The organism is Caballeronia mineralivorans PML1(12) (assembly GCF_001028175.1).
GTDB lineage: Bacteria > Pseudomonadota > Gammaproteobacteria > Burkholderiales > Burkholderiaceae > Caballeronia > Caballeronia mineralivorans.
Genome location: NZ_AEJF01000209.1, coordinates 19,442 through 44,369, shown reverse-complemented (window position 1 = coordinate 44,369; position 24,928 = coordinate 19,442). Strand labels below are relative to the sequence as shown.

Here is a 24,928-nt window from a genome sequence, read left to right as displayed (position 1 = left end):
TCTCCGGCCCAGAATCTGGAGCGACGAGCCACGCGCTGCATGACCCGGCGTTGCTCACATCGTGAAATACCTGCAGTAGTATTGCCGCCACGAACCGTATTCGTCCCCGGCGCTGGGAACGTCGAGATCAATCGACACGCCCGTCGCAATTTATTTGAAGCGCGCTGTAACCCGATTCCGCGATGAAGCGAATAATACAAAGTGGTTCTGTGCCTGGCGTCGAAGAACGGCTGAGGGCGTTGTTCATACGCGGCCTGAATGGCGACGCCGTCGCCTATCGGGCGTTCCTCGACGACTTGACCGGACACCTGCGCGGTTTCCTGCGAAAGCGCATTTATTACCTGCAGGACGATATCGAAGATGTCGTGCAGGAAATCCTGCTGGCCGTGCATAACAGCCGCCACACCTATCGTCCCGACGAGCCGCTGACTGCCTGGGTGCATGCAATCGCGCGATATAAACTGATGGATTTTTTCCGCGCGAGAGCGCGGCGTGAAGCATTGAACGATCCGCTGGACGACACGCTCGAGATTTTCGCGACCTCGGATGAAGAACCCACCGATGCAAAACGCGATGTCGGCAAATTGCTCGAACAGTTGCCGGACCGTCACCGGTTGCCGATCCTTCACGTGAAGCTGCAAGGGCTCTCCGTGACCGAAACCGCGGCACTGACGGGTATGTCGGAGTCGGCTGTTAAAGTGGGCATTCACCGTGGACTGAAGGCGCTGGCAGCAAAGATTCGAGGCACCGCATGAAAACCGAGGACCTGATTTCGCTTCTATCGACTGGCGTGGCGCCCGTCGACTCCCGCGTTCCCGCGCGGCGCTTCGTGCGTGCAATCGCACTAGGCGGGCTGGGCGCGCTCGTGCTGATGGCAGTGATTTTCGGCGTGCGGCCGGACATCGCCGTGGTGTCGCGCACGCCCATCTTCTGGGCCAAGTTCGCGTTCCCGACAACGCTCGCCGCGACCGCATTGTTCCTGGCGGCGAGGTTGTCGCGGCCCGGGACGACCATCGGCAAGTTCTGGGCGCTGCCCGCGGTGCCCGTCCTCGTAGTGTGGAGCGCGGCGGTAGCCGTCTTGTGTCTCGCCTCCCCCGATGCACGCATTCCGCTCGTCATGGGCTACACGTGGCGTACCTGCCCGTTCAATATCCTGTTGCTGTCAGTGCCCGCGTTTGTCGCCGTGTTCTGGGCAATTCGTGGACTCGCACCCACCCGGCTACGGCTCGCCGGTGCAGCAGGCGGCATGCTCGCGGGGACCATCGCGACGATGGCCTATTGCTTCCATTGCCCGGAGATGAGCGTCGCGTTCTGGGCCGTCTGGTACATGCTCGGGATGACGCTTGCCACGCTCATCGGCGCGTTGCTCGGACCGCGATTCCTGCGCTGGTAGGCGGACCAAATCATAAAAATTATCACGCGGGCGTAACCGGGCCACTGCCGGAAACGAATAGAAATCATGCGCTAGCGCATGACGCTGCTTAATGCTTAGAGCAGGCAGCGCCGTCGTTTCCAATCAGCGGAGTGGTCATGAAAACCAGCGAGTTCGTATCGATGCTTGCCACCGGCATCGTGCCGACCGACCCGCATGTCATCGCGCGACGCTTCGCCACCGCATTGTTCTTCGGGTTGACCGGCGCCGCCTGCATGGTCGTCGCCATCTACGGCGTGCGCGGCGACATGCCGCAAATGCTGACAACCCCCCTCTTCTGGTTAAAGGTTGCGTTCCCGCTTGCCGTCGTAGGCGCGTCGCTTTTCATCGCGATGCGTCTTTCACGCCCCGGCGCCGACACAGCAATGGCCTGGGTCGCGCTGGCCATTCCGCTCGTGCTGATCTGGCTGACGGCGCTTGCTGTCATCGTCGCGGCGCCGCCGACGTTGCGGCTTCAACTCGTGCTCGGCAAAACCTGGCAAGTCTGCACAATGAATATCGTGATTCTATCGGCGCCTACGTTCATCGCCGTGTTCTGGGCCATGAAGGGGCTGGCGCCGACTCGACCGGTGATCGCAGGCGCAGCAGCCGGCCTGCTGAGCGGCGCGCAAGCGGTGCTGGTCTATACGCTCTATTGCGTAGAGATGACCGTGCCGTTCTGGGGCGTGTGGTACGTGCTAGGCATGTTGGTGCCCACGGTCCTCGGCGGTTTGCTCGGCCCCAGGGTTCTGCGGTGGTGATCGACTCGTGATACCGACTCGTGATGCCGATAAAGCTGACGCTTTAACGGCTCCGTGTCCCGGTATCCAGCCGGTCCACGCGCACCGGCGGCACGAACCACGCAAGGCAAAGCCCCACGATCGCCGCTGCGGCAGCAAGTCCGAGTCCCACATGAATCGATTCGATCAGCGCACCGCGCGCCGACTGCATCATCGCGTCGCCGGCATGACCCGCCATGATCAGACGGCCGATGAGCGCCGCCTGTTCCGCACGATCGATCAGCAGCTCGGGGCTCGCGAATGACTTGAACCACTGCGTTGCCTGATACGTATCGAGCGACCGGTGCACACCGCTCGTATAGAGGCGGCCGAGCAAGGCGCCGGTCATCGCCGTGCCGAGCATGCCGCCGAACATGCGCAGAGATTGAAGCAAGGCCGTCGCCGCGCCGAGATGATCGCGGGCGACAAGCTGCTGCGAAAAGAGCGTGAGGTTCGACACGACCAGACCAAGCCCGACACCACTGAATCCCATGCACGCCATCCACACGAGGTGAGGCACGGTCCCCGTGATTGCGACCAGACAAAGCGCCGCGCACGCGAACAGCGCGAAACCGATATACATCACCCCGTTCGCTTGCCTGATGCGCGTGACGATGCGGTTATTCACGACGCTGCCCACGGTCGTGCCGAGCAGCAGCGGCGTGATCAGCATGCCCGAGTCATGTGGCGACATCGCGAAGCCGCCTTGAAACAGCAAAGGCACGTAGAAGACCAGCGAGAAGAGCGAGAAACCGCCGAGTACGGCCATCGCAAACAGGGCCATGAGCTTTCGATCCATCAGCATGTCGACGGGAACGATCGGGTAAGCCATGCGTTTTTCCCAGAACAACAGCACCGCGAAGCCGGTCACCGTAAGCACGCCGAGCACCAGCGTGGTGGGCGTGATGCCATTGGCCGGAGCCGACTCTATCAGCAGTTGCAACACGCCGAATGTCGAAGCCAGCACGAGCGCCCCGAGCCAGTCCAGTTTCACCGGGAGGCCCGAGCGCGGCCGTCGAAGGTGCGGCAGGAAAGCGCGCACGAACAGCAACGAGACGATGCCCACCGGCAGGTTGACGAAAAACACCAGCCGCCAGCCGCCGTATTGGGTCAGCATGCCGCCGAGCGTCGGGCCGACGATATTCGCCAGCGCAAACGCCGAGCTGACGAAAACCAGCCAGCGCAGACGGAGCTTCGGGTCGGGGAAAAGATCCGCGACGGTGGCGAACATCGTGCCCACCAGAATGCCGCCGCCGATCCCCTGCAGACCGCGCGCGATCACGAGGAACAGCATGTTGGAGGCCAAGCCGCACAGGACCGACGCAACCGTAAATAGCGCGATCGCGGCCATCAAAAACGGCTTGCGGCCGAACAGATCGCCTAAGCGCCCGAAGATCGGAATCGTGATGACCGACGTCAGCATGTATGACGTGGCGACCCATGCGTAGAGATCGAATCCCTTGAGATCGGCGACGATCCGCGGTAACGCGGTCCCCACAATCGTCTGATCGAGAGCGACCAGCATCGCGACGAACGATACGCCAAGCATCGCCAGCACCGACTCGCGGAATGGCAACAACTGCCCGGCTTCATTGGGTGCAGCGATATCCGGGGTCATGGCGTTCTCCTGATGCTGTGTCGGGAACTGCGGCTGTATGTACGGTGGTTCTGGCGGCTTAGGCGGTGCCGTCGTAGGCGAGTTAAGTTGTGCCGCCTGATCGAGCTAATACGCAGCAGCACGAGCATTGGATGCTCGCCTCTCGATTGCGATCACGATGATGTCGGTAGTTCGGCTCATTGGCCGACGTGGTTACACGCGCGAAGAGATCATGGGTGCATTCTCCACGCGCTTGCGCGACATGCATAGCTTGGGCAGTTCCCTCTTATACAGGCAGTGCCACATACGTTTTATGCGAGTGTTCCGTTCGGATCAGATTGTCGAATCGAGTCATCAGGAACACATGAAGGGAATTTCACGCTCGCTGTAACCCGCTTCTACGGATCGTCGAAATAACTTTCAGGTTAGGTGACTTCTTAATCGGGCATTCGCTGGCCTGACTCAAACCGCAGGCGCTCGCCAACCCTGACGATAGCGAACAGGACCACGTTCGTACGGCGTCTTTCCTTTCACCTTCGGAGTCCGTCATGCGTGCTTCATCGATTCTGTCTCTTGCCGCGATTCTCGTCTCCTTTTCCGCCGCCACTGCCAGCGCTGTTTCCGCTAACGCATGTAGCGCCTCCAGCCCTGAGCATCGTGCCGCGCTTGTCGAACTCTATACAAGCGAGGGCTGCAACAGTTGCCCGCCGGCCGATAACTGGCTGAGCGAACTCGATCATGCCCGCAAGACCAGCACCATCGTGCCGCTGGAGCTGCATGTGGACTACTGGGATAGCTGGGCGTGGAAGGATCGCTTCGCGCAACCCGCATTCACCACGCGGCAGCAACAACTGACCTCCACCGGCGGCGGGCACGTCGTCTACACGCCGGAGATCTTCGTAGGCGGCCGCGAATTGCGCAGCTGGTCGAGCGGCGCGAGCTTCGAATCGCGGATTCAGCAGTTGAATAGCGAAGCACCGCTCGCCGATATCCGTATCGATGGACATTCTTCCGCGCCCGGCCATGTCGCATTCAACGCTGCATTCGTAGCTCGCAAGGATCTTCCCGACGACGCGGTCGCATATGCCGCCGTGTATGAAAACCAGCTCGTCAGCGCGGTGAAAGGGGGTGAAAACAGCGGTGCGACGCTGCATCACGATCGCGTGGTGCGTCGCTGGATCGGGCCGGTGCGGATAGTCGACGGGCGCGCGTTGATCTCCGGCGACTACACGTCGGAGGACAAGCACGCCGGCGTGGTGGCGTTCGTCGAACGCGGAGCGACTGGCGAAGTGCTACAAGTGGCGGAGCTGCCTTCGTGCGGAAGTTGAAGCTCTTAGCTTAGCGACGCCAAGGCCTGTTCCGTGCCTTGATCATCGCCACCCCATGCGGGAAAAGGGTCCGTGAATCGATGCCAAGCTTCCGGCCCCTTGCTCATTTCCGCGTCGGTGAGCAGGCATGCATTCAGACGTCCACGTAACGCCGCCTCGTCCATATCGATACCGATCAGCACCAGCTCCTGCCGCGCGTCGCCGACTTGCGGGTCCCAGTCGTCATCGATCGATTTCAGCGACTCTGCATCTTCCGGCCAGTAGGCTTTCGGTACGGCTGCCCACCACATTCCCATCGCACCGTGCCGGCATACGCCACCCGCCTGCGACCAGGACCCTACATAGGTCGGCCGGCTCGCGAGCCAGAAGAGCCCTTTCGAGCGCACGACGCCCGGCCATTCGCTCCCGATAAGCTGCCAGAAACGCTCCGGATGAAACGGCCTGCGCGCGCGATAAACGAAATGCGTGATGCCGTACTCCTCGGTCTCGGGCGTGTGCTCGCCACGCAATTCCTTGAGCCAACCGGGCGCCTTGGACGCTTCATCGAAGTCAAACAGATTGGTATTGAGCACCTTGTCCAGGCCGAGCTTCCCAAACTCCGCGATCTCGATCCTGGCCCGCGGATTCAGCCCGTTCAGGATCGTCATCAGGCGACGGCGGTCGGCCTCGCTGACAAGATCCACTTTGTTCAGGACGATCACATCGCAGAATTCGACCTGTTCGATCAGCAAGTCGACGACCGTGCGCGTATCTTCCGCGCCCATCGATTCACCGCGCGAATGCAGGCTGTCGGCTGAACTGTAGTCCTTAAGGAAATTGAAAGCATCCACCACCGTCACCATGGTGTCGAGACGCGCGACATCGGACAGGCTTTGGCCTTGCTCATCGGCGAACGTAAAGGTTTCGGCCACCGGGAGCGGCTCGGAAACACCGGTCGATTCGATCACGAGATAGTCGAAGCGCCCTTCTTTCGCGAGCCGGTTCACCTCGAGTAACAGGTCTTCGCGCAGCGTGCAGCAGATACAGCCGTTGCTCATCTCGACCAGCTTTTCGTCCGTGCGCGCCAGCTCTGCACCACCGTCGCGAACCAGCGCGGCGTCGATATTGACCTCGCTCATGTCGTTGACGATCACCGCGACGCGCCTGCCCTCCCGATTGTTCAGGATGTGATTGAGCAAGGTAGTCTTTCCTGCACCCAGAAAGCCCGACAAAACAGTCACGGGTAGCTTATTCATTGTTGTCCGTCCAAAAAGTTCTCGCATAATTGATTATGAATGTTATAACATTGCATTTGTAACTTGTAGAAATTTTTGTCCTATTGGCGTTCCCGCGACCCGACCTTGGCCGTGCGGCTTGTAGTGTCTGCCCGAGGTGCCTGTTCACATTACGTTAGGACTACGTTCTTTTTGAAGACCGATCGAAATTCAGGCGCCGGAGCGCTGCATCAATGGGAATGCATCGGATCGCGCACATCCAACACAATCCATCCAGAAAAATAATCGATGAAAAATCGCACGCTCTTCGCTCACGCGGCTCTATTGCTCTTCGCTCAGATCGCGGCCGGACACGCCTATGCCACAGGTTCGGATGGCGCCGTGTCAGGCTCCGTCACCGACAGTTCGGGCAAACCCGTCGCCAATGCCAGCGTTGCGCTGCAAGATGCCAGCGGCGCGTCCGTGGGAGCCACCAGCACGGACGCCAGCGGGCACTTCTCCGTCCACCATGTCGCACCGGGCGCTTACGCAGTCGTCGTAGCCGCGCCGGGCTACGCGAGCGGCTCCAGCATCGCGACGGCGAACGACGGCGCGGATGCTTCCGTATCGGTCGCGCTCAGCAAAAGCGACGCACTCGATGTGCAGGTCAACGCGAAGCGGCTCGATCGTGCGCGCAACGGCCTGCTGCCTGAAACGGGCAGCAGCGTGTATCGCTTCAGCCAGGCGGATATCGATACTCTCCCCGCCGGCCAGAACACGCCGCTCAATCAGGTGTTGCTGCAAGCGCCCGGTGTCGCGAGCGATTCGTACGGCCAGTTGCACGTGCGCGGCGAACACGCGAACCTGCAATACCGTATCAACGGCATCATCATTCCGGAGCCGATCAGCGGTTTCGGCCAGTCGCTGGACACGCGCATCATCGATCAACTCAATCTGCTCACGGGCGCATTACCGGCGCAGTACGGCTACCGGACCGCGGGTATCGTCGATATTCATACGAAGAACGGCGACCAAGGCAACGGCGGCTCCATTGATGTATTCGGCGGCAGTCACCAGACCATCAAGACCAGTGCCGATGTCTTCGGCAGCAAGGGACCGTTCAGCTACTATTTCAGCGGCTCGCTTGGCGAGAACAATCTCGGCATAGAGAACCCGACGTCGAGCGCAAGCCCGATCCACGATCACACGCGTCAGGGCGACGCGTTTGGCCTCATGTCCTACATCATCAATCCGCTCACGCGCGTGAGCCTGATGTTCGGCACGACCAGCAACCAGTTTGAAATCCCCAATACGCCGGGCCTGCCGACCTCCTTCACCTTGAACGGCAACACCGCGTTCGATTCGAGCAAGCTCAACGAGACACAATCCGAACTCAATCAGTTCGCGGTCGTCGCGCTGCAGGGTACCAACGGCGGCGCGCTGGATTATCAGGTCGCGCTCTTTACGCGCTACTCGCGCACACAATTCAACCCGGACCCGGTCGGCGACCTGTTATTCAACGGCGTGGCGGCAAGCGACTTCCACAGCGACACCGCCAACGGCGTGCAAGCGGATACGACCTACCGGCTCAACGATAAACACACGCTGCGCGCGGGCATTTCGTTCCAGCAGGAACATGCGGTTTTCAACAACAACGTGAGCGTTTTCCCCGCCGATGTCAACGGCAATCAGACCTCCGATCAGCCGTTCAACGTGCCTGATTCGAGCAGCAAGACGGGTTATCTGTACAGCGCTTACATCCAGGATGAGTGGAAACTCACCGACAAACTCACTATCAACTACGGCCTGCGCTACGACAAGATGGACGAGTACGTGAGCGCGAGCCAGCTAAGCCCGCGCGTGGGACTCGTTTATGCATTAACTCCTTCAACGACAATTCACGCCGGTTATTCGCGTTATTTCACGCCACCTGCTTTCGAGCTGGTGTCGGGCGAGGATATCGCACGCTTCGCCGGCACGACCGCGCAGTCGTCGTCAACCAGGAACGACCCTGTGCAGCCGGAGCGCAGCCACTATTTCGATCTCGGCATAACGCAACGACTGACCTCCACGATAACGGTCGGCGTCGACGCCTACTACAAGAAATCGACAAACCTGCTCGACGAAGGGCAATTTGGCACTGCATTGATCTTCACGCCCTTCAACTATAAATACGGCCGTGATTACGGTGTCGAATTTACCGGCAACTATAAACAGGGCAATGTCTCGGCGTACGTCAATGTTGCGTACAGCCGCGCACAGGGCAAGGACATCAACTCGGCGCAGTTCAATTTCAGCGCTGATGAACTCGCTTTCGTCAGCAACCACTATGTGTTCCTCGATCACGACCAGCGCGTGACCGCGTCGTTCGGCGGCGCGTACCAGTTGGGCAGGACCACCTTCACATTCGACGGCATTGTCGGGAGCGGGTTGCGCAGCGGTTTCGCGAACACGGACCGCTTGCCGGTCTATACGCAGGTGAATCTGGGCGTCATCCATCACTTCAACTTCAACGAACCGCTGATCGGCAAGTTCGATGCGCGCCTGCTGCTCATTAACGCGTTTAACCGTGTGTATGAGTTGCGCGATGGTTCGGGCATTGGCGTGGGCGCACCGCAATATGGGCCGCATCTCGCCATGTATGCCGGTATCACCAAGAATTTTTAATCGATTGGATAACTAAACGAAAGGCTTTTTATCATGCAGGATTGGGCAGGTATTACTGCTGCTGTGCAGGTGGGTGGCTGGGTGGTGTACCCGCTCACGCTGCTCGCGGTGCTCGCGGTGCTGGCGATCGCTATCGTCATCGATCGCGCATATATGTTCGTGCGGTTTGCAAGCCAGCCGGGAGCGGGCCTCGATACGCTGCCGGCGCAGCACGTGTTCAGGCGTCTCGACGAGACAGTGATGGTGCAAGCCGGGACGCCACTGTGGTTAGTTGAAGCCCGTGCTCAATCGCTTGCTACGCGTATCGAACGGGACATGAGCCGCGGCTTCTGGGTATTGGAGACGATTGTCACGGCGGCGCCCTTGCTCGGGTTGCTGGGGACCATTGTCGGGATGATGCATTCGTTCCAGCTTTTCGGCGGCAACGGCCTGGTCAATCCAGGCGGTGTGACCGGCGGCGTGGCGCAATCGCTGGTGGCCACCGCTATCGGCCTGGTCGTCGCATTGTTCTCGCTCTTCGCATTCAATTATTTCTCGCGACGCCTTGAACGCCTGATCGATGACCTCGAAGTGCACGCCAACGGACGTCTCAACGAGATTCGGCTCAAGGGAGAAAGCGCCGGAAAGCCGGCCGGAGACGGTCGATGAAGTTCAAACGCTCGCGGGCATCGAAGCGCGGACGCATCGAGATCATCCCGATGATCGACGTGATGTTTTTCCTGCTCGCCACCTTCATGCTGGCGTCGCTGGCCATGCAGCGGCTTGATGCCGTCAGGGTCGATCTGCCATCGGGACAGGCGCAGCACATGTCGGAGGATCAGCCGCTGACGCTGGCGGTCGATCGCACGAACACCATCTTCCTGGATCGTCAACCGGTGCATCTCGATCAGGTGGAAGCCGGGGTCAGGCGGCTTCTCAAGCCGGACCGGAACGTGGTAATTGCAGCCGATGATGGCGCGGCACAAGGGGCCGTCGTTCAAGCCATGCTGGCTGCGCGACGCGCCGGCGCCGAGCATTTTTTGATCGCGATACATCGTGAGTGACGGGATGCGGCGGCGGGAAGGTCTGGCCGATGAGCCGCGAATCAGATTTGGCATTGCCCTTCTGATTGCATTTGTCCTGTGGGCAGCGCTGTTGACCCAGATCGTGAATCCGCTCTTGCGGCCTTCGCCGAACGCGGCTGCGCCGGAGCAAACGGTGATTGAGATGCGCCTTGTCGAGTTGGCCGCGCCTCCCGCGCCTGCGCATGCTGTTGCTCCTGCGGTCACCCCACAAGCTCATTCTCGACGAGATCCAACGCCGGCGCGGGTGACGCCATCGCACGAAACCCGGCGACCGGTCGCGGAACATGCGGTTGCGAAAGAGGAAAGCCCGGCAACATCAGTGCAGCCGGAAGCGAGCCCCGCAGCAACGTCTACGGCTGTTGTGGCAACGTCGTCATCCTCGGCATCGGCAAGCGATAAAACTGCCCGATCGGAGGGTTCCACGGCACGTGTTATCAATCAACCCATGCCTGCTCTCCCCGACGATCTTCGCGAAGACGCGTATCAGGCGGTGGCCGTCGCGCGGTTCGATATCCACGCGGATGGAACGATCGAAGTAGAACTTTCAAAGCCGACGCAGAACCCGCGCCTGAACGCGCTACTGCTGGAAGCGCTGCGGAAATGGCGCTTTTTCCCCGCAATGCAAGGCGGCCATGCCGTGGAAAGTCATCAAGACGTGCGAGTGCATTTCAACGTAAGTTGACCGCGTTCCGTCAAATCGACGACCGCGTTAAAAGCGGCCACCGTGCAAGCTGCACATGCTTCGTTTGACCAACCAGGCTGTCCACGAGAACGAACTCGCGAGCGGTCCAACGGACGGGCTCGATAGCTCGTTCATCGACCTCGCGCTTGTCGTAAAGCAAGGTCAGGTGTGGTGTGAAGTTCAACGTCGAATTGCATTTGAATCCCGCCTTCTTCAAGGTCGTACCAAGAGCCTCATGGAGCTCCTTCAATGCCGCGGCGCCGTCGCTTCCAAGCAGGACGAACGGCCGGTCGTGGTCCGTGCGGTGAAAACTACGTGCAAGGTCGAAAGCAATGTCGAAGGGCGGCATCCGGATGGTCGCCGCCACGGCTTCCAATGTCGAGGCAATACGCTGAGGGAAATACGGATACGTGTCGATGGAATGCAATGTGACATGAAAGTGCCCCGTCGGAAGCAGCCTCCGTTTCAAGCCATATTCAATACGCAGATGCTGTGCGCGCCGCTCGATACGCATGGCGGTGTCCGGGTCCGGCAAGATCGCGAAGAACAGATGATGCAGGTCAACCGGCCGCGGCGCAGGCCTCGCGTCTAATCCCGGTAGAGATAATTGCTCTGGCATATGCTTGTCACCCCATGGATCAACGGGCTTCATTCAGAACTTTGCAAGCATCGGGGCCAATGCACAAATTCGCGAACTGGCTTCGATCAGACATAACATCGACACGCGTAACGCAGATGCCAAGCACAGCGTCCTCAACAATTCTCGCTTGAAATCGTGCTCACTTTCACCCCAACTTACTACCCATCGACCGATGAAACCGGAAGAACGTTCTCGCCTTCTTCGGCGGCTGTTCCTCACCCAACAGACCAAATTCGATAGGTGCGCGGGTGTAGAAGACATGCACGTTTTCCGCTCGCACAGCCTCCAGGATCTCGTTGGCTTCGCTCTCGGTCACGGCCAGAATGACCTGCACCGGCTGGTCCGCGAGCTTAAGAATATGCGCCGCGTGATGAGCGCCGGCGTGGCCAATACCTTCCGCTGCGCTGATGACCGTCGCCCCTCGGATACCGCGCTTGCGAACCTCCTGCAAAATCCATTCACAAAACGTCAGATGACCGCATTTGCGGTTCTGCTCAGTGTAGAACGTCAGTTGATAGCCGTTCATACCAACCTCCGCAGTAACGTCCCGTGTACTGACGGAACGCCACCCTTATAGACTTTCGTGCCTACCACTACCGACGCCGATGACCACATATAGACCGCATGGTACCGGCGAGAAATCGCACCTTATTTAATTTTAGGTCAGCCCTCTTATGTCGTCGCGTTTGCGCAATGCAGCAAGTGAAGCCGTGCGGCAACGACTCCCCGCCTACGATCCTCTCACGTCTCTCCGAGCACCTCGTACTCGATCAAACCACGCGTATAAAACAGGCTTGCCCCGCCCTGCCTGAGACGGTCGAGCAACGCGTCGATCCGCACGTCCTCCGCCACGACCGTCACCGCGACCGGTTGATCGGCCAGTTCGAAAAACCGCGCGGCGTGATACTTGCCGTGCATATCGATGGTTTCGGTCGCCTCGACGACTGTCGCCCCGACAATGCCGACCTTCCTGACCTCTTCTAGAATCCAGTCGACCACCGGCACGTGATGCTTGCGATAACCCTGTGTTGCGGCATAGACCGTAAGCTGGCTTCCTTTCATAGGATCCTCCACTTGGCAACGGATCATGCGAATGAAGCGATGAACTCAATCAACGAACCCGACCTTCCCCGAGGCGAGATCGTAGATCGCTCCTACCACCTGCACCTTGCCCGCCCTCACGTACTCTCCGATCAATGGCTTCGAGACCCTCAACCGGTTGGCGTTCAGCCGCACATTTTCGATAGTCGTGTCCGCCATCAGATCGCCGTGCCCATGCGCCCTGGCGATCTCCAGCGCCGGCCTGATCGCCTGGACGAGTTCGGGAAAATGCCCCGGCAACACAGCGTGTTCCTGAATCGCCTTGAGCGTCGCGGAGACCGCACCGCAGCCTGTATGTCCAAGCACCATGATCAATGGTACGCCCAGGAACTTCACCCCGTATTCGAGGCTCGCCAGTCCATCGTCGTTGACGAAATTGCCTGCAACCCGCACGACGAACAGGTCGCCCGGACTCTGGTCGAACGCCAGCTCCGGAGAGACGCGCGAATCTGCGCAACCGAGGATCGCAGCAATCGGGTATTGCGCCGTGACGCGTGCGGCCCGACCGGCAGAATAGTCCTTGTTTGATGGAGCATTAGCGACATAACGGTTGTTGCCTTGCAGCAGGCGGGAAAGCGCCTCCGAGGGTGCAATCGCGTTGGGACCCAGTCCCGCGGACGATTGATCGGCACGCGCGTCATGCAGCGAAAAAGCAGCCACGGTCGCAGACGCTAAACCGGTGAACAACATGCGCCGCCGTGACAAGGAACACATCGGATCAACACACATGGATCGACTCCAAAGGGACAAACGCCCACACCATTCGCCTGGCGCAGATGCAAACCGGCCAGCCCTCTTCGATGGTGCGGCAACCAGGCTTGAATGAACGTATCCGTCGCCTCACAACGCTCCAATCACCACTGCTACATCAACAGCATGGTCTATAACTTAGAAGCCGGGGGAAACGTCGAAACAACAGCTCGCGTCATACGAATTCGTTAACGGAGCGCACCATGAAGAGTCTCTCAAGGGGATCAAGACGTTCCGTTGCATTAGCATTCGTCTTCGCGCTGCTACTGGCGAGCTGCAATTCCTCAGACGACAACTCGCATCCGCCGCTGGTCCTTAACGTCCCCTCGCCGAACTGGCAGGAACAGATCGTGTATTTCGTGTTGACGGACCGCTTCAACGACGGCGACCCAAGCAACGACGATCAGCACGCCGGCGAGTTCGATCCCACCAACAACGCCAAATACAGTGGTGGCGATATCCGCGGCATCGATCAGAAAATCGCCTATATCAAGGGACTTGGTGCAACTTCAGTGTGGCTTACGCCGCCCGTGGCTAACCAGTGGTGGGACCCGCTGGTCAACTACGGCGGGTATCATGGCTACTGGGCCGAAAACTTCGTCCAGGTCGATCGTCACATGGGTTCGCTCGCGGACTACCAGTCCATGTCGAGCGACCTGCATATCTCCGGCATGTACCTGATCCAGGACATTGTCGTGAATCACACCGGCGACTTTTTCGCGTATGTCGGGGGCTGGGACCCCAACGATCCCGCCCGCTACTGGACTCGCAATACCGGATCGGTGCCGGTGAGCGCTCCGTCTCAAGCGCCGTTCAACGAAGACGATCCGACCGATCCGCTACAACGCGCGGCGGCGATCTATCACTGGACGCCCGACATCAGCGACTTCAACGATCCCAATCAACTGCTCAACTATCAGCTCTACGGTCTCGACGACCTGAACACCGAAAACACAGTCGTGCGTAGCGCGTTGCGCAGCAGCTATGGCTACTGGATCAAGACCGTGGGCGTGGATGCGTTTCGCATCGACACGGCGTTTTATGTGCCGCAGGCGTTCTTCAGCGACTTCATGTATTCGACCGATCCGCAGGCGCCGGGCATCCTGCAAGTCGCACAGTCCACTGGACGGCAAGCGTTCCATGCTTTCGGCGAAGGTTATGTGACCGACAAAGCATATGAGGATACGGAATCGAAACAAATCGAGACGTATATGAGCGATGCCGCCGGAAGCGACATCCTGCCGGCCATGCTCAACTACCCGCTTTGGGGCACGCTGCAGGATGTACTGATATCGGGGCATCCGACCGGCGAGCTCGCTTATCGTATTCAAGACATGATGCAGGTCTTCAAGCGTCCCTACCTGATGCCGACTTTCCTCGACAATCACGACGTCGGGCGTTTTCTCGCGACGGGAACGATGGCCGGTCTGCAACAAGGTCTGGTCCTGATCATGACGTTGCCCGGCATTCCGGTGATTTACTACGGCACCGAGCAGGGCTTCATGGAAGCACGTGGATCAATGTTTGCGGCCGGCTTCGGCTCCGGAGGCACCGATCATTTCAACGCCGCCGCGCCGCTCTATGGCTTCATTGCCCAGCTTGCCGCGCTGCGCACGCAGAACAAAGTCTTCACCCACGGTGCCCCTACCATCCTGCAGCAGAACATGTCGACGCCCGGAATTCTGGCCTACAAAATGTCCTATACTGGCTCAACGGCGATCGTCGTCATTAATACTTCGGATACCGTCACGATGTCGGCGAACTTCGCCACTGGCCTCGCGCCCACATCGGTATTAAAGAACAAGTTCGCGGTTGGCACGGCAGGTTCCGATCTCGTTGTCACAGCCGACGGCAGCGTCACCCTGCCCTTGCTCCCACGCTCCGCTTATATATGGCTTGCCGGTCCCGGCAGCTAGCTCGTCGAGCATTCAGTCGAGCATTCAGTCGAGCATTCAGTCGATCAATCAGTCGTCAAGAAGCCACGCGCCGCGTTGCTTCCTTAAGCCGGTCCGAAGAAGGGGCGCATCATGAATGGACGATCCAGATCCTTGCTACTGTGGATCAGCGTTGCAACTAGCCTTGTCTGCAGCATCGCCAACGCCGAGAACCTCATACCCGCAAGCGTGCCGCTCACGCCGATCATCCAATTCCCCGGCACCACTGGCTACATCGCCCCGGACTATGATGCGCGGCGCGCCATGCTGCATAGCGTGTATATCGCGCCGATCGAAATCTTTCTCGCACCGGACTCTCCGTACAAGGGCATCGAGCCCGGTCAGATGGCCGAACTGACCAACGCCTTCAGCAATGCGTTGCGCGAGAACGTGCTGAAAAGCGCCAACGTGGTCGACACGCCGCAGCCCGATTCCATGATCCTGCAACTCGCACTAACCGATGTCAGACTGACCAAGCGGTCGCTGCGTTTGCGCGACCTCACGCCAATCGGCGCTGCGATCAACGGAGCGAAACGCGTGGCCGGCGTCAGCAAGATATCGCTCACTACGTTGACCGTTCAGGCCATGGGCGTTGCTCCTGACAGTGACATCGCGCTCTTTGCCATCAACAATCCGCCTCCTCCCGGTGACGCAGGAACAGAGCCGGTGCGTCTGGATCAAGTGCCTGCGCTGCTCGGCAAGAAAGCCGAGCGCTTGCGCGCGGCCTTCACCGCGATACGCGAACAACACTAGCTCAGGGTATCCCGGCAACGGGAACCGCGACGACAGGTTGTGCGTAGCTGACATTCGCCGCAGGCACAGCAGCGTAGCTGCCCTGCATGGGCACGTAGACCACGGGCGCCGGCTTCGGCGCGGGCACATACACGGTCGGTGCGGGCGCCACAACAACCGGAGCCGGACGCACCACCGTGACATAGGTCGGCTGGACCGGGACCGTGTAATAGACAGGCCGCGGGGGCGGTGCATAAACCACGGCGGGTACGGCGTAGACAACAATTGTTCTTGCTTCGGCGCCGGTGGAGAGCGCGAGACCGAGAGCGGCGGCAGCAGATGCACTGATAAGACGAATGTTCATTTGGATTCCCTTCGATGCTATCGGCAGGTGTCGTCTTCGCTTTGGAAGCCGTCCCGCCGTGTGGTTCGCATTGCGTGAGAGCCTTGCGAATCCGTTGAAGCGCTCGTGGCGCCGACCACCGAAAGATACGCAAAGTGCGCCTGAAAGCCACGTCAAAACATATTTCATTCGATGTCACAGATCGTCGGTTTCCAGACACCGGAGCACACCACTTTTGTATGGGGCAGATGCTTCATTCGCGACCCGGACACATGACATACGGCGACATGATTCGTAGTCCGTTTGTCATCCTTTTTCCGGTGCCGACCGATAAGCTTCGGTCTGCCATCGGTCGGGTCGTCATCAAACGGCAAACGCCAAGCACTGACGACCGATGGCAAACGAACCCATCACTCTCTGGAGAACCCCATGAAAAAAGCCCTTTCCATCCTCGTGCTGTCTATCGCCGTCTCCATCGGCAGCACTGCCGCCATGGCGCAAACCACACCGCAACCCATGGCCAGCTCGCAACGCATGGAGCGCGCCATGCAGCAACTGCAGGCGCGCTTTGCCGCCGCCAACGCAACACACGACGGCAAGCTGACCAAAGCCCAGGCCGCGCAAGGCATGCCGATGGTCGCGCAGAATTTCGATCAGATCGATACGCAGAAAGCGGGCTACGTCACCCTGCCGCAGATCGAGCAATTCATGCAGCAGCGCGCGACATCGCACTGACGGTTGGACAGTTTCCGATGGACACTTCTTGATCCGTGCATACCATGGCTATTGTCTGTTGAACTGAAGACCGCTTTGTCCCGCTAAAGAGGCGCGATGAAAACGACTGTGGATCGCCCGCTTTGCCTATCTGCTGCAGCCAGCGTGGCGCTCATCCTGACGCTCGCCGGTTGCGTGACGGTCGGTCCCGACTTTCGCCAGCCGGAAGCAAGCGTGGAGAACCAGTGGTTCGAAAGTCTGCCGTCGCAGGCGCAGTCCTCGCCGGATGCGCAAGCTGCATGGTGGAAAACCTTCGACGACCCGGTCCTCGCCGCGCTCGAACAACGTGCTTACGAACGTAACCTGTCCCTGCAAGTGGCCGGCCTGCATATCTTCGAGGCCCGCGCGCAACTCGCGATCAGCGCGCGCAATCTGGTCCTGCAACAAGGCAGCTTATCCGCGGGTGCGGCGCGACTCGACAACACCGGCGTCGGCCCATTTCCGCCAGAACACATCTGGACCGAACACTTCCGCGCAACGGCAAGTTGGGAGCTGGATTTCTGGGGGAAATATCGTCGCCAGATCGAGTCGGATCACGCGCGGCTGAGGGTCTCCGAAGCTGCATACGACAACGCGCTCGTCTCCCTGTTCGCCGATGTCGCGAATGCATATATCGACTTGCGCGCGGTTGAATTGCGAGCGCAAGTCGCGAAGCAGAACCTTGCCGCGGTGCAGCAGACGCTCGGCATTACCCAATCCCAATACAAGCGCGGCGCTTCCAGCATGCTCGATGTCGAACAGGCGCAGGCGCTGCTGGCCGAAACGGAAGGTCAGGTTCCGCCGCTCGAAAAGGCGCGCGCGCAGGACCGCGACACGCTCGCGGTCCTGCTCGCGCAAACGCCCGATTCCGTCGATGCCCTGCTCGGCCCGGCATCTCCGATTCCTGCTGCGCCTTCCGGTATCGATACCGGTATTCCCCGGGACCTGTTGCGTCGCCGCCCCGATGTCAGGCAAGCCGCGCTGACGGCCGCTTCACAGTCAGCGCTGATCGGTGTCGCCAAGTCCAAGCTGTATCCATCGTTTTCACTGACCGGGCTGTTCGGGATGTCGTCCGGCGACCAGCATTCGCTCGGACCGCTCGAATGGGGCAGCAAGACCGTCACGCTGTTTTCCGCCGGCGTGACGTTGCCGATTCTGGATCGCGGGCAATTGCAAAACGCTGTGAGGATCCAGGACGCGACCTTCCAGGAAGCGTTATTCGATTACCAGAACACAGTGCTGCAGGCGCAGCGTGAAGTGGAAGATGCGATCGCGACGCTGCGCACGACCAGCGCGTCGCTTGGCTCGGCTCAACGTGCCGCCGATGCGTCGCAACGGGCGTTGCAGCTTGCCAATGCGCAGTACCGCGCCGGCTCCGTGGGGTTCGATTCCGTGCTCAACGCATCGCGTTCGATGCTGCATGACCGCGACGCGCTCGCACAGAACCAGGGGCAGTTGGCGCTGGCTGCGGTATCGCTGTATCGCGCGCTCGGCGGCGGCTGGCAGGTCGCCGAAGGCCGGCAAGTCGTGAACGATGGAGCTATCGCGGAGATGGAAAAGCGCACGAACTGGGGGCGGCTGATCGCGCCACCGGACTACTCGCCGCTCGCACGCAAAGTGGAAAACGCCGATGAAACTAAAAAATAACGCGATCCTCGTGCTAGTGGCCATGCTGCCGCTCGCCGGATGTCACGATCGGGGAGAGACTGCCGCGGCGCAACCGCCGCCGACGGTCGCCGTCATGCGGCCGGTGCCGCGTCAGGTGACCGAACAAGTAGAAGTACCGGGCTCAGTCGCGCCGTCAGCTACCGTCACGCTGGTTGCACGCGTGACAGGGGTGCTGACATCGATCGGCTTCGTTGACGGCTCACGCGTAAAGAAGGGCCAGTTGCTGTTCCAGATCGAACCGGATGTGTACCGCGCGCAGCTTGCCTACGATCAGGCAACGCTCGATAACGCCGACCAGGAACTCACGCGCCAGAAGGAGCTGACCGGCGACAACGCGACCTCGCAATCGACTCTGCAAAAGGCGCAGGCGACCCGCGATCAGTCGACGGCCAAACGCGACATGTCGCGCATCAACCTTGGTTATACCGAGATTCGCGCGCCGTTCGCGGGGCGCATCGGTGCGCGTACGGTTGATGTCGGCAACATTGTGGGAACTTCGGACTCGTCGAAGCTTGCAACGCTCGATCGCATCCAGCCCGCTTACGTCGAGTTCACGCTCAACGAGCGCGATGCGAACCGAATCGGTCTGTTCAAGCCCGGCAAACGCACCGTGCATGTGTCCCTGCCCGACGACAAAACAGGCGACGACATCCCGCTTGATTTCGTCGATACGCATGTCGACTCGGCAAGTGGCGCGCTCAAGCTCCGGGCCACCGTCAGTAACGAAGATGCTCATCTGATTCCCGGCATGTCCGTCACCGTGCAGATCCCCGCAGGCGCACCGCAGGACGTGTTGCTTGTGCCAGAAACATCGATCACGCGCGATCAGGCCGGTGCGTCGGTGATGGTGGTCGACGCGAACAACACGCTAGAGAAACGCCTGATCGAAACGGCCGGACTATATGGGCCGTTGCGCGCGGTGACGTCAGGCCTCGCGCCGTCCGATCAGGTCGTCACCGGCGGTGCTTTGTCGGTCGCTCCCGGACGCAAGGTACAGACCGCAAGCGCGCAAGGACAGCCATGATCCGCTTCTTCGTCGAGCGGCCGGTGCTGGCCAATGTCATCGCGCTGATCGTCATGTTGCTCGGTGGCGTCGCACTGATCAATCTGCCAATCGCGCAGTATCCGCCGATCACCCCGCCGACCGTGCAGGTCGTTGCGCGTTTCCCCGGCGCGAGCGCGGCAACGGTGATCGATCGCGTGGCCTTGCCGATCGAGACGCAGGTGAACGGCGTGGAAGACGCAATCTACATGCAGTCGACCAGCACCAACGACGGCACCTATACGCTCACGGTAACCTTCGCGGTAGGCACTGATGTCGACAAGGCGCAAGTGCTGGTGCAGAACCGCGTATCGGCTGCGACCGCCCTGCTGCCACAAGCGGTTCAGCAACAGGGCGTGACCGTCAGGAAACGCTCGACCGCGATCCTGCAGCTCTACACGCTGCAATCGCCCGACCCCAGGTACGACTCGCTCTTCCTCGGCAACTACGCAACCATTTCCCTGCGCGATACGCTCGCACGCATTCCCGGCGTGGGCGATGTCAGCGTGTTCGGCACCGGTCAATACAGCATGCGGGTATGGCTCGATCCGCGCCAGTTGAGCCAGCGCGATCTCACCGCCGCCGACGTGATGCAGGCGATCCAAAGCCAGAACAAGGAGGTCAGTGCCGGGCAGCTCGGCTCCGAGCCCAACGCGGGCGGACAAGCGTTCCAGTTGACCGTCACCGTGCGGGGCGCGCTCTCCGACCCGCACGAATTCGACGACATCATCATCAAGGCCGACCCCAGCGGCGGAGGTCGTTTTGTACGCGTCCGGGACGTTGGCCGCACGGAACTCGGGTCATCGAGTTATGGCCAGTTTTTCAAACTTGACGGCAAATCCGCGGCGGGCATTGCAATCTATCAGTTACCCGAAGCAAATGCACTGGAAGTGGGTAACGCCGTGCGTGCTGCGATGGCTCAACTCGGCGCCGCGATGCCCAAAGGCATCAGCTATTCGCTGCCGTTCGACACCACGACGTTCGTACGCCAATCTGTCGACGACGTCTATCTGACCCTCTTCGAAGCCGCCCTGCTCGTGCTCGCCGTAATCCTGCTGTTCCTGCAGAACTGGCGCGCGATGCTGGTCCCTGCTACGACCATCCCCGTGACGATCATCGGCACGTTCGGCGTGATCTACATGCTCGGCTTCTCGATCAACCTGCTGACGCTGTTCGCGATCGTGTTGGCGATCGGGATCGTGGTCGACGACGCCATCGTCGTGGTCGAAGGCATCACCGAGCATATCGAGCGTGGCAAGACGCCGAAGCAGGCCGCTATCGATGCCATGCATGAACTGCTTGGGCCTATTATAGGCATTACACTAGTGCTGGTTTCCGTGTTCCTGCCGTCCGCGTTTCTCGGCGGCGTGACGGGCCAGATGTACCGGCAATTTGCGCTCGTTGTGGTCGCTACCACGCTCATCAGTGCGGTCAATGCCGTGACGCTCAAACCCGTGCAAAGCGTGAAGTGGCTGCGCCACAAGCGGCCGGAGAAACCGAACTTCGTTTATCGCGGTTTCGATGCTGCGTACCAGCGGGTCGAGCGTTTCTATCTCCGGATCGTAACGTGGCTGGTTCACCGCACGCTGCTTGCGCTTCTGATCGCGCTCGCGCTGGCGGCGGCGTCCGCAGTGTTGATCACGCGTGTGCCGACCAGTTTCATTCCGCTCGAAGACCAGGGATACATGGTGATCGCAGTACAACTCTCCGACGCCGCCGCGCTCGCGCGTACCCGCGAAGCCACCGCCGAAATCGAACGGCGGATCAAGGCGATTCCGGGCGTGAATCATGTTGTGTCGATCGGTGGAATCTCTCCGCTCGATAACAACGCGTCGCTGTCCAACGCGGCGCTTGTCTATGTCACGCTCGACGACTGGGCAAAGCGCGGCAAGAACGAAGACCTGCGCTCGCTGTACATGCGTTTCAACAGCGAACTCGCCAAGCTGTCCGACTTACGCACGCTGGTGATCGTACCGCCGCCCATCCAGGGACTCGGTAACAGCGGCGGCGTGCAGATGCAAGTGCGCCTGACCGACGGCAGCCAGAACTATCGACGCCTGCAGCAAGCTACCGATGCGCTCGTCGCAAGTGCGTCGCAACGTCCCGAACTGCAGCGCGTGTTCACGCCATTTCGCGCCTCGGCGCCTGCGGTCGATCTTGTTATCGACCGCTCCAAGGCGGAATCATTGCAGGTGCCGGTGGGCAACGTGCTCGACCTGCTGCAGGACTATGTCGGTTCGAGTTATGTGAACCAGTTCACGCGGTTCAATCACACCTTCCCGGTCTTCGTTCAGGCCGACGGCGCGTACCGCCGCGAAGCCGACGACATTCGCCGCATCCAGATCCGCAGCGCGACGGGCAACATGGTCGAACTCGGCACCTTCCTCGATATCCGCACGAGCGAGGGGCCCGCTGTCGCGTCGCTTTACAACCTCACGCCCGCAGCGGCCGTGAACGGCAATCCCGCCGATGGCTACAGTTCCGGCGATGCAATCGCCGCCCTCGAACAAGAGGCCGCACGCGTGCTGCCGGCGGGCATGAGTTATGAATGGACGGCAATGTCCTACCAGGAGAAGCTGGTCGGCAACTCCGCGTACTGGATCTTCGCGGTTGGCGTACTACTTGTCTTCTGCGTACTAGCTGCACAATATGAAAGCTGGTTGTTGCCGCTTGCCGTCGTCCTCGCCGTGCCGCTCGCGTTGCTCGGCACGGCGGGCACGCTCGCCGCCCTCGGCGCAGCCAATAACTTGTATACGCAGATCGGACTGGTATTGCTGATTGCGTTGTCCGCGAAGAATGCGATCCTGATCGTGGAGTTCGCGCGGCATTTGCGCGCGCAAGGCAGGGACATCGTCGATGCCGCCGTCGAAGCTGCACGCCTGCGCTTCAGGCCGATCATGATGACTTCGTTCGCGTTTATTCTTGGTGTCGTGCCGCTCGTGATCGCGACCGGAGCAAGCGCCAGCGCGCGGCGTTCGCTCGGCATCGCCGTGTTCTCGGGGATGCTCGCCTCGACCTGCGTGGCCGTGCTGTTCATCCCGTCTTTCTACGTACTGCTGCAGCGGCTTGCCGAACGTCACGAAGCGCGTACACCCGACGCATCGAAGGAGGCATGAATGGAGAGTCTGCCGAAGATCATCGTTCTCGACGATGAAGCCGAATTGCGCAACATGTTGCAGCGATTCCTGAGCAGTCACGGGTTCGAAGTGCGGGTGGTTGCCGACAGCAAGCGGCTCGACCGCTATCTGCAACGCGAGCCCTTTGACTTGCTGATCCTCGACCTGATGATGGACCAGGAGGACGGCCTGTCGGTCTGCCGGCGTCTGCGCACCGAAGGCCAGACGTTGCCCATTCTCATCCTCACCGCGAAGGGCGATCCGGTCGACAAGGTCATCGGTCTTGAAACCGGCGCCGACGACTACCTCGCCAAGCCGTTCCTGCCGCGCGAACTCGTTGCACGCGTTCGGGCACTGCTCAGACGCCAGAAGATCGCCGCGGGCGAACCTGTGCTCCGGTCGCAGACCGTGCGTTTTGGCGACTTCTGCCTGGATCTCGGCAAACAGCGCCTGTATAAGTCCGGCGAGCCGTTCGAGATCCATTCGACCCAGATGCTGCTGTTGAACGCGCTGGGTGCCTCGCCGAACCGGCCCGTCAGCCGCGACAATCTGATCGCACGCTCGCGCGGACGCGATCACGACGCGCTCGATCGCAGTATCGATGTGCAGGTGCTGCGGTTGCGGCAGATTGTAGAAGCCGATCCGTCGAAACCGCGCTTCATCAAGACGGTCTGGGGCATAGGCTACATGCTGGTCGCGGAAGTCGAACCATGAGCCGTTTCACGCTACCGCGCTCGTTGTTCGCGCGCAATATCGCGCTGCTCGTGGCGCTGGTCATTGTCAGCCAGATTGGTTCGTTAAGCGTATTAATGCACTTCGTTCAGAGACCGCGGATCGAGCGCGCCGCGGAGACCTTCGCGATCTACGTGCAAACGCTCGACGACCTGTTGAAGACTGCTGCACCCGATGCGCAAGGCGGTCTCGCAGTCCGCTTCGAAGCCAGCCGGCAATTCCCGACCGGTGCCGCCTCCGAGCCTTCGGTGACATGGCGCAATTTTTATCGGACCTACCAGCGCGATGTTTTTATCGATACCTTGCGCGAGCATCTGCCCGCGAGCATGCCCGTTCAATGGCAGACAGGAGGCGAACAACGGCTGTGGATTCGCGCGCATCTCGGTCACGAACCCTACTGGATCGCACTGCCTGTGCCCGAAGCCGCACACAACGACGGCATGCTTTTCACGATCGCGCTATCGATTGGACTTGGCGCGCTTGCCATCGTCACCGCCTACCTGATCCAGCGCCACATCAACCGGCCGTTGCGCGATCTCGCCGATGCAGCGTGCGGCTTGAGCACGGGAGCCGCACCGCAGGTGCTGCGTGTCGATGGTCCGACCGAGATCGCGCAAGTCAGTGTCGCGTTCAACCAGATGATCCACGCGTTGCAGGAGGCCGACGCGACGCGTTCATTGATGCTTGCCGGCATCTCCCACGATATTCGCACGCCGTTGACCAAGCTGCGCCTAGCTGTGGCAATGACGACTCCATCGGACGAGCATGATGCCTTGGCGGTATCGACGGATCATTATCTCGATCAGATCGACGCCATTCTCCAGCAGTTCATGGACTACGCCGGCAGCGGCACGCGTGAGGCGGCTGAGGTTGGTGACCTGAACGCGCTGGTGAGCAATCTTGCGGCGGACTTTGCGGGTCTTGGTCACGTTTTCGAACTGACTCTCGGCGAGCTCCAGCCGCTCGCGTTCCGGCCAATCAGCGTCATGCGCGTGCTGATGAACCTGATGCAGAACGCGGTGTTGTACGGTCGCGTGGGCTTGTCGGTGCGGACCTGGGCCGACGACGTTATTCACACCGCGTATGTCGAGGTCGCCGATCGCGGTAAAGGCGTGAATGCCGGCGATCTCGACGCGTTGAAAGCGCCGTTCAAGCGGGGCCGTTCGACGGGCGCGCATCCGGGGGGAACGGGCTTGGGCCTGGCTATCGTCGAAAGGATCGCGAAGTTGCATGGCGGCGAACTTCAGCTTCTGCAGCGTGAAGGCGGCGGGTTTGCGGCTATCGTTTCGTTGCGAACGGCGGAAGGTCAGCGCTCGCGGGAAGGACATGGCGAGGCTTAGTGGCCGTTGCGATTGATGCACATCGAGCGCAGTACAGCCGCGACTTCGTGCGGACT

Annotated in this window: 23 protein-coding genes; 16 read left to right on the top strand and 7 right to left on the bottom strand. The window is 60.4% G+C overall.

Features of this window, described 5'->3' with window-relative positions:
- The first annotated feature begins 182 nt into the window (after positions 1–182).
- From EOS_RS34720 to EOS_RS34710, 3 genes are all read left to right on the top strand, one after another.
- Positions 183–755, top strand: a complete 573-nt coding sequence (locus tag EOS_RS34720) for a sigma-70 family RNA polymerase sigma factor (RefSeq protein ID WP_047896741.1) — start codon at positions 183–185, stop codon at positions 753–755.
- Positions 752–1,393, top strand: coding sequence for a DUF1109 domain-containing protein (locus tag EOS_RS34715; protein ID WP_047896740.1), 642 nt, complete (start codon positions 752–754; stop codon positions 1,391–1,393). Before EOS_RS34720 ends, EOS_RS34715 begins: the two co-directional genes overlap by 4 nt.
- A gap of 137 nt (positions 1,394–1,530) precedes the next feature.
- Positions 1,531–2,172 carry a DUF1109 domain-containing protein gene (locus tag EOS_RS34710; protein ID WP_047896739.1) on the top strand — a complete coding sequence of 214 codons (642 nt, stop codon included), beginning with the start codon at positions 1,531–1,533 and terminating at the stop codon, positions 2,170–2,172.
- 43 nt (positions 2,173–2,215) lie between these two features.
- Here EOS_RS34710 and EOS_RS34705 read toward each other — a convergent pair whose 3' ends face one another.
- On the bottom strand, positions 2,216–3,808 hold the full coding sequence (locus EOS_RS34705; protein WP_047896738.1) for an MFS transporter: 1,593 nt from the start codon (positions 3,806–3,808) through the stop codon (positions 2,216–2,218).
- A 527-nt stretch (positions 3,809–4,335) separates the two neighbouring features.
- Between EOS_RS34705 and EOS_RS34695 the strand changes: the two genes are divergently transcribed.
- Positions 4,336–5,115 carry a DUF1223 domain-containing protein gene (locus EOS_RS34695; RefSeq protein ID WP_047896736.1) on the top strand — a complete coding sequence of 260 codons (780 nt, stop codon included), beginning with the start codon at positions 4,336–4,338 and terminating at the stop codon, positions 5,113–5,115.
- A gap of 5 nt (positions 5,116–5,120) precedes the next feature.
- Here EOS_RS34695 and zigA read toward each other — a convergent pair whose 3' ends face one another.
- The gene (gene zigA, locus EOS_RS34690) at positions 5,121–6,350 is read right to left on the bottom strand and encodes a zinc metallochaperone GTPase ZigA (RefSeq protein WP_152693223.1); all 1,230 of its coding nucleotides are present in this window, start codon (positions 6,348–6,350) and stop codon (positions 5,121–5,123) included.
- Positions 6,351–6,617: 267 nt separating this feature from the next.
- On the opposite strand from zigA, the gene EOS_RS34685 reads away from it, so the two are divergent.
- Genes EOS_RS34685 through EOS_RS34670 form a run of 4 tightly spaced genes read left to right on the top strand, consistent with a single transcriptional unit; the run spans position 6,618 to position 10,721 of the window.
- Positions 6,618–8,975, top strand: coding sequence for a TonB-dependent receptor (locus tag EOS_RS34685; protein WP_047896734.1), 2,358 nt, complete (start codon positions 6,618–6,620; stop codon positions 8,973–8,975).
- 33 nt (positions 8,976–9,008) lie between these two features.
- A complete protein-coding gene (locus EOS_RS34680) occupies positions 9,009–9,623 on the top strand; it encodes a MotA/TolQ/ExbB proton channel family protein (RefSeq protein WP_047896733.1) in 615 nt (204 codons plus the stop codon).
- The gene (locus EOS_RS34675) at positions 9,620–10,018 is read left to right on the top strand and encodes an ExbD/TolR family protein (protein WP_047896732.1); all 399 of its coding nucleotides are present in this window, start codon (positions 9,620–9,622) and stop codon (positions 10,016–10,018) included. Before EOS_RS34680 ends, EOS_RS34675 begins: the two co-directional genes overlap by 4 nt.
- Entirely contained in the window at positions 10,011–10,721 is a 711-nt protein-coding gene (locus tag EOS_RS34670; protein WP_235443050.1) for an energy transducer TonB, read from the top strand. The genes EOS_RS34675 and EOS_RS34670 overlap by 8 nt, the downstream gene beginning before the upstream one ends.
- Positions 10,722–10,731: 10 nt before the next feature.
- On the opposite strand, the gene thpR is transcribed toward EOS_RS34670, so the two are convergent.
- The 4 genes from thpR to EOS_RS34650 all read right to left on the bottom strand — a co-directional run bounded on the left by thpR (position 10,732) and on the right by EOS_RS34650 (position 13,152).
- Positions 10,732–11,340 carry an RNA 2',3'-cyclic phosphodiesterase gene (gene thpR, locus EOS_RS34665; RefSeq protein ID WP_047896780.1) on the bottom strand — a complete coding sequence of 203 codons (609 nt, stop codon included), beginning with the start codon at positions 11,338–11,340 and terminating at the stop codon, positions 10,732–10,734.
- Positions 11,341–11,506: 166 nt separating this feature from the next.
- Positions 11,507–11,887 (bottom strand): DUF190 domain-containing protein, encoded by a 381-nt coding sequence (locus EOS_RS34660; protein ID WP_047896730.1) that lies wholly within the window; start codon positions 11,885–11,887, stop codon positions 11,507–11,509.
- Between the two features lie 215 nt (positions 11,888–12,102).
- Positions 12,103–12,423 carry a DUF190 domain-containing protein gene (locus EOS_RS34655; protein WP_047896729.1) on the bottom strand — a complete coding sequence of 107 codons (321 nt, stop codon included), beginning with the start codon at positions 12,421–12,423 and terminating at the stop codon, positions 12,103–12,105.
- 45 nt (positions 12,424–12,468) lie between these two features.
- The gene (locus tag EOS_RS34650; protein WP_235443049.1) at positions 12,469–13,152 is read right to left on the bottom strand and encodes a carbonic anhydrase; all 684 of its coding nucleotides are present in this window, start codon (positions 13,150–13,152) and stop codon (positions 12,469–12,471) included.
- A 263-nt stretch (positions 13,153–13,415) separates the two neighbouring features.
- Here EOS_RS34650 and EOS_RS34645 point away from each other — a divergent pair, with 263 nt between their 5' ends.
- Together EOS_RS34645 and EOS_RS34640 are read left to right on the top strand one after the other, a co-directional pair.
- On the top strand, positions 13,416–15,128 hold the full coding sequence (locus EOS_RS34645) for an alpha-amylase family glycosyl hydrolase (RefSeq protein WP_053064136.1): 1,713 nt from the start codon (positions 13,416–13,418) through the stop codon (positions 15,126–15,128).
- Between the two features lie 111 nt (positions 15,129–15,239).
- A complete protein-coding gene (locus EOS_RS34640) occupies positions 15,240–15,899 on the top strand; it encodes a DUF3313 family protein (RefSeq protein WP_082163627.1) in 660 nt (219 codons plus the stop codon).
- Position 15,900: 1 nt separating this feature from the next.
- Here the strand turns inward: EOS_RS34640 and EOS_RS34635 are convergent, their stop codons facing one another.
- The gene (locus EOS_RS34635) at positions 15,901–16,242 is read right to left on the bottom strand and encodes a hypothetical protein (protein ID WP_047896726.1); all 342 of its coding nucleotides are present in this window, start codon (positions 16,240–16,242) and stop codon (positions 15,901–15,903) included.
- Between the two features lie 408 nt (positions 16,243–16,650).
- Between EOS_RS34635 and EOS_RS34630 the strand changes: the two genes are divergently transcribed.
- The 6 genes from EOS_RS34630 to EOS_RS34605 all read left to right on the top strand — a co-directional run bounded on the left by EOS_RS34630 (position 16,651) and on the right by EOS_RS34605 (position 24,872).
- Positions 16,651–16,956 carry an EF-hand domain-containing protein gene (locus EOS_RS34630; RefSeq protein ID WP_047896725.1) on the top strand — a complete coding sequence of 102 codons (306 nt, stop codon included), beginning with the start codon at positions 16,651–16,653 and terminating at the stop codon, positions 16,954–16,956.
- A gap of 96 nt (positions 16,957–17,052) precedes the next feature.
- Entirely contained in the window at positions 17,053–18,621 is a 1,569-nt protein-coding gene (locus EOS_RS34625) for an efflux transporter outer membrane subunit (protein WP_053064135.1), read from the top strand.
- A complete protein-coding gene (locus EOS_RS34620; protein ID WP_047896724.1) occupies positions 18,605–19,666 on the top strand; it encodes an efflux RND transporter periplasmic adaptor subunit in 1,062 nt (353 codons plus the stop codon). The genes EOS_RS34625 and EOS_RS34620 overlap by 17 nt, the downstream gene beginning before the upstream one ends.
- Positions 19,663–22,800 carry an efflux RND transporter permease subunit gene (locus tag EOS_RS34615; protein WP_047896723.1) on the top strand — a complete coding sequence of 1,046 codons (3,138 nt, stop codon included), beginning with the start codon at positions 19,663–19,665 and terminating at the stop codon, positions 22,798–22,800. Before EOS_RS34620 ends, EOS_RS34615 begins: the two co-directional genes overlap by 4 nt.
- Positions 22,801–23,514: a response regulator gene (locus tag EOS_RS34610; protein WP_047896722.1), complete on the top strand. Its 714-nt coding sequence runs from the start codon at positions 22,801–22,803 to the stop codon at positions 23,512–23,514.
- The gene (locus EOS_RS34605) at positions 23,511–24,872 is read left to right on the top strand and encodes an ATP-binding protein (protein ID WP_047896721.1); all 1,362 of its coding nucleotides are present in this window, start codon (positions 23,511–23,513) and stop codon (positions 24,870–24,872) included. Before EOS_RS34610 ends, EOS_RS34605 begins: the two co-directional genes overlap by 4 nt.
- Positions 24,873–24,928 lie beyond the last annotated feature (56 nt).

Coding starts and splice junctions, on each gene's coding strand:
- EOS_RS34720 (WP_047896741.1), top strand. CDS start 183: ATGAAGCGAATAATACAAAGTGGTTCTGTGCCTGGCGTCGAAGAACGG.
- EOS_RS34715 (WP_047896740.1), top strand. CDS start 752: ATGAAAACCGAGGACCTGATTTCGCTTCTATCGACTGGCGTGGCGCCC.
- EOS_RS34710 (WP_047896739.1), top strand. CDS start 1,531: ATGAAAACCAGCGAGTTCGTATCGATGCTTGCCACCGGCATCGTGCCG.
- EOS_RS34705 (WP_047896738.1), bottom strand. CDS start 3,808: ATGACCCCGGATATCGCTGCACCCAATGAAGCCGGGCAGTTGTTGCCA.
- EOS_RS34695 (WP_047896736.1), top strand. CDS start 4,336: ATGCGTGCTTCATCGATTCTGTCTCTTGCCGCGATTCTCGTCTCCTTT.
- zigA (WP_152693223.1), bottom strand. CDS start 6,350: ATGAATAAGCTACCCGTGACTGTTTTGTCGGGCTTTCTGGGTGCAGGA.
- EOS_RS34685 (WP_047896734.1), top strand. CDS start 6,618: ATGAAAAATCGCACGCTCTTCGCTCACGCGGCTCTATTGCTCTTCGCT.
- EOS_RS34680 (WP_047896733.1), top strand. CDS start 9,009: ATGCAGGATTGGGCAGGTATTACTGCTGCTGTGCAGGTGGGTGGCTGG.
- EOS_RS34675 (WP_047896732.1), top strand. CDS start 9,620: ATGAAGTTCAAACGCTCGCGGGCATCGAAGCGCGGACGCATCGAGATC.
- thpR (WP_047896780.1), bottom strand. CDS start 11,340: ATGCCAGAGCAATTATCTCTACCGGGATTAGACGCGAGGCCTGCGCCG.
- EOS_RS34660 (WP_047896730.1), bottom strand. CDS start 11,887: ATGAACGGCTATCAACTGACGTTCTACACTGAGCAGAACCGCAAATGC.
- EOS_RS34655 (WP_047896729.1), bottom strand. CDS start 12,423: ATGAAAGGAAGCCAGCTTACGGTCTATGCCGCAACACAGGGTTATCGC.
- EOS_RS34650 (WP_235443049.1), bottom strand. CDS start 13,152: ATGTTGTTCACCGGTTTAGCGTCTGCGACCGTGGCTGCTTTTTCGCTG.
- EOS_RS34645 (WP_053064136.1), top strand. CDS start 13,416: ATGAAGAGTCTCTCAAGGGGATCAAGACGTTCCGTTGCATTAGCATTC.
- EOS_RS34640 (WP_082163627.1), top strand. CDS start 15,240: ATGAATGGACGATCCAGATCCTTGCTACTGTGGATCAGCGTTGCAACT.
- EOS_RS34635 (WP_047896726.1), bottom strand. CDS start 16,242: ATGAACATTCGTCTTATCAGTGCATCTGCTGCCGCCGCTCTCGGTCTC.
- EOS_RS34630 (WP_047896725.1), top strand. CDS start 16,651: ATGAAAAAAGCCCTTTCCATCCTCGTGCTGTCTATCGCCGTCTCCATC.
- EOS_RS34625 (WP_053064135.1), top strand. CDS start 17,053: ATGAAAACGACTGTGGATCGCCCGCTTTGCCTATCTGCTGCAGCCAGC.
- EOS_RS34620 (WP_047896724.1), top strand. CDS start 18,605: ATGAAACTAAAAAATAACGCGATCCTCGTGCTAGTGGCCATGCTGCCG.
- EOS_RS34615 (WP_047896723.1), top strand. CDS start 19,663: ATGATCCGCTTCTTCGTCGAGCGGCCGGTGCTGGCCAATGTCATCGCG.
- EOS_RS34610 (WP_047896722.1), top strand. CDS start 22,801: ATGGAGAGTCTGCCGAAGATCATCGTTCTCGACGATGAAGCCGAATTG.
- EOS_RS34605 (WP_047896721.1), top strand. CDS start 23,511: ATGAGCCGTTTCACGCTACCGCGCTCGTTGTTCGCGCGCAATATCGCG.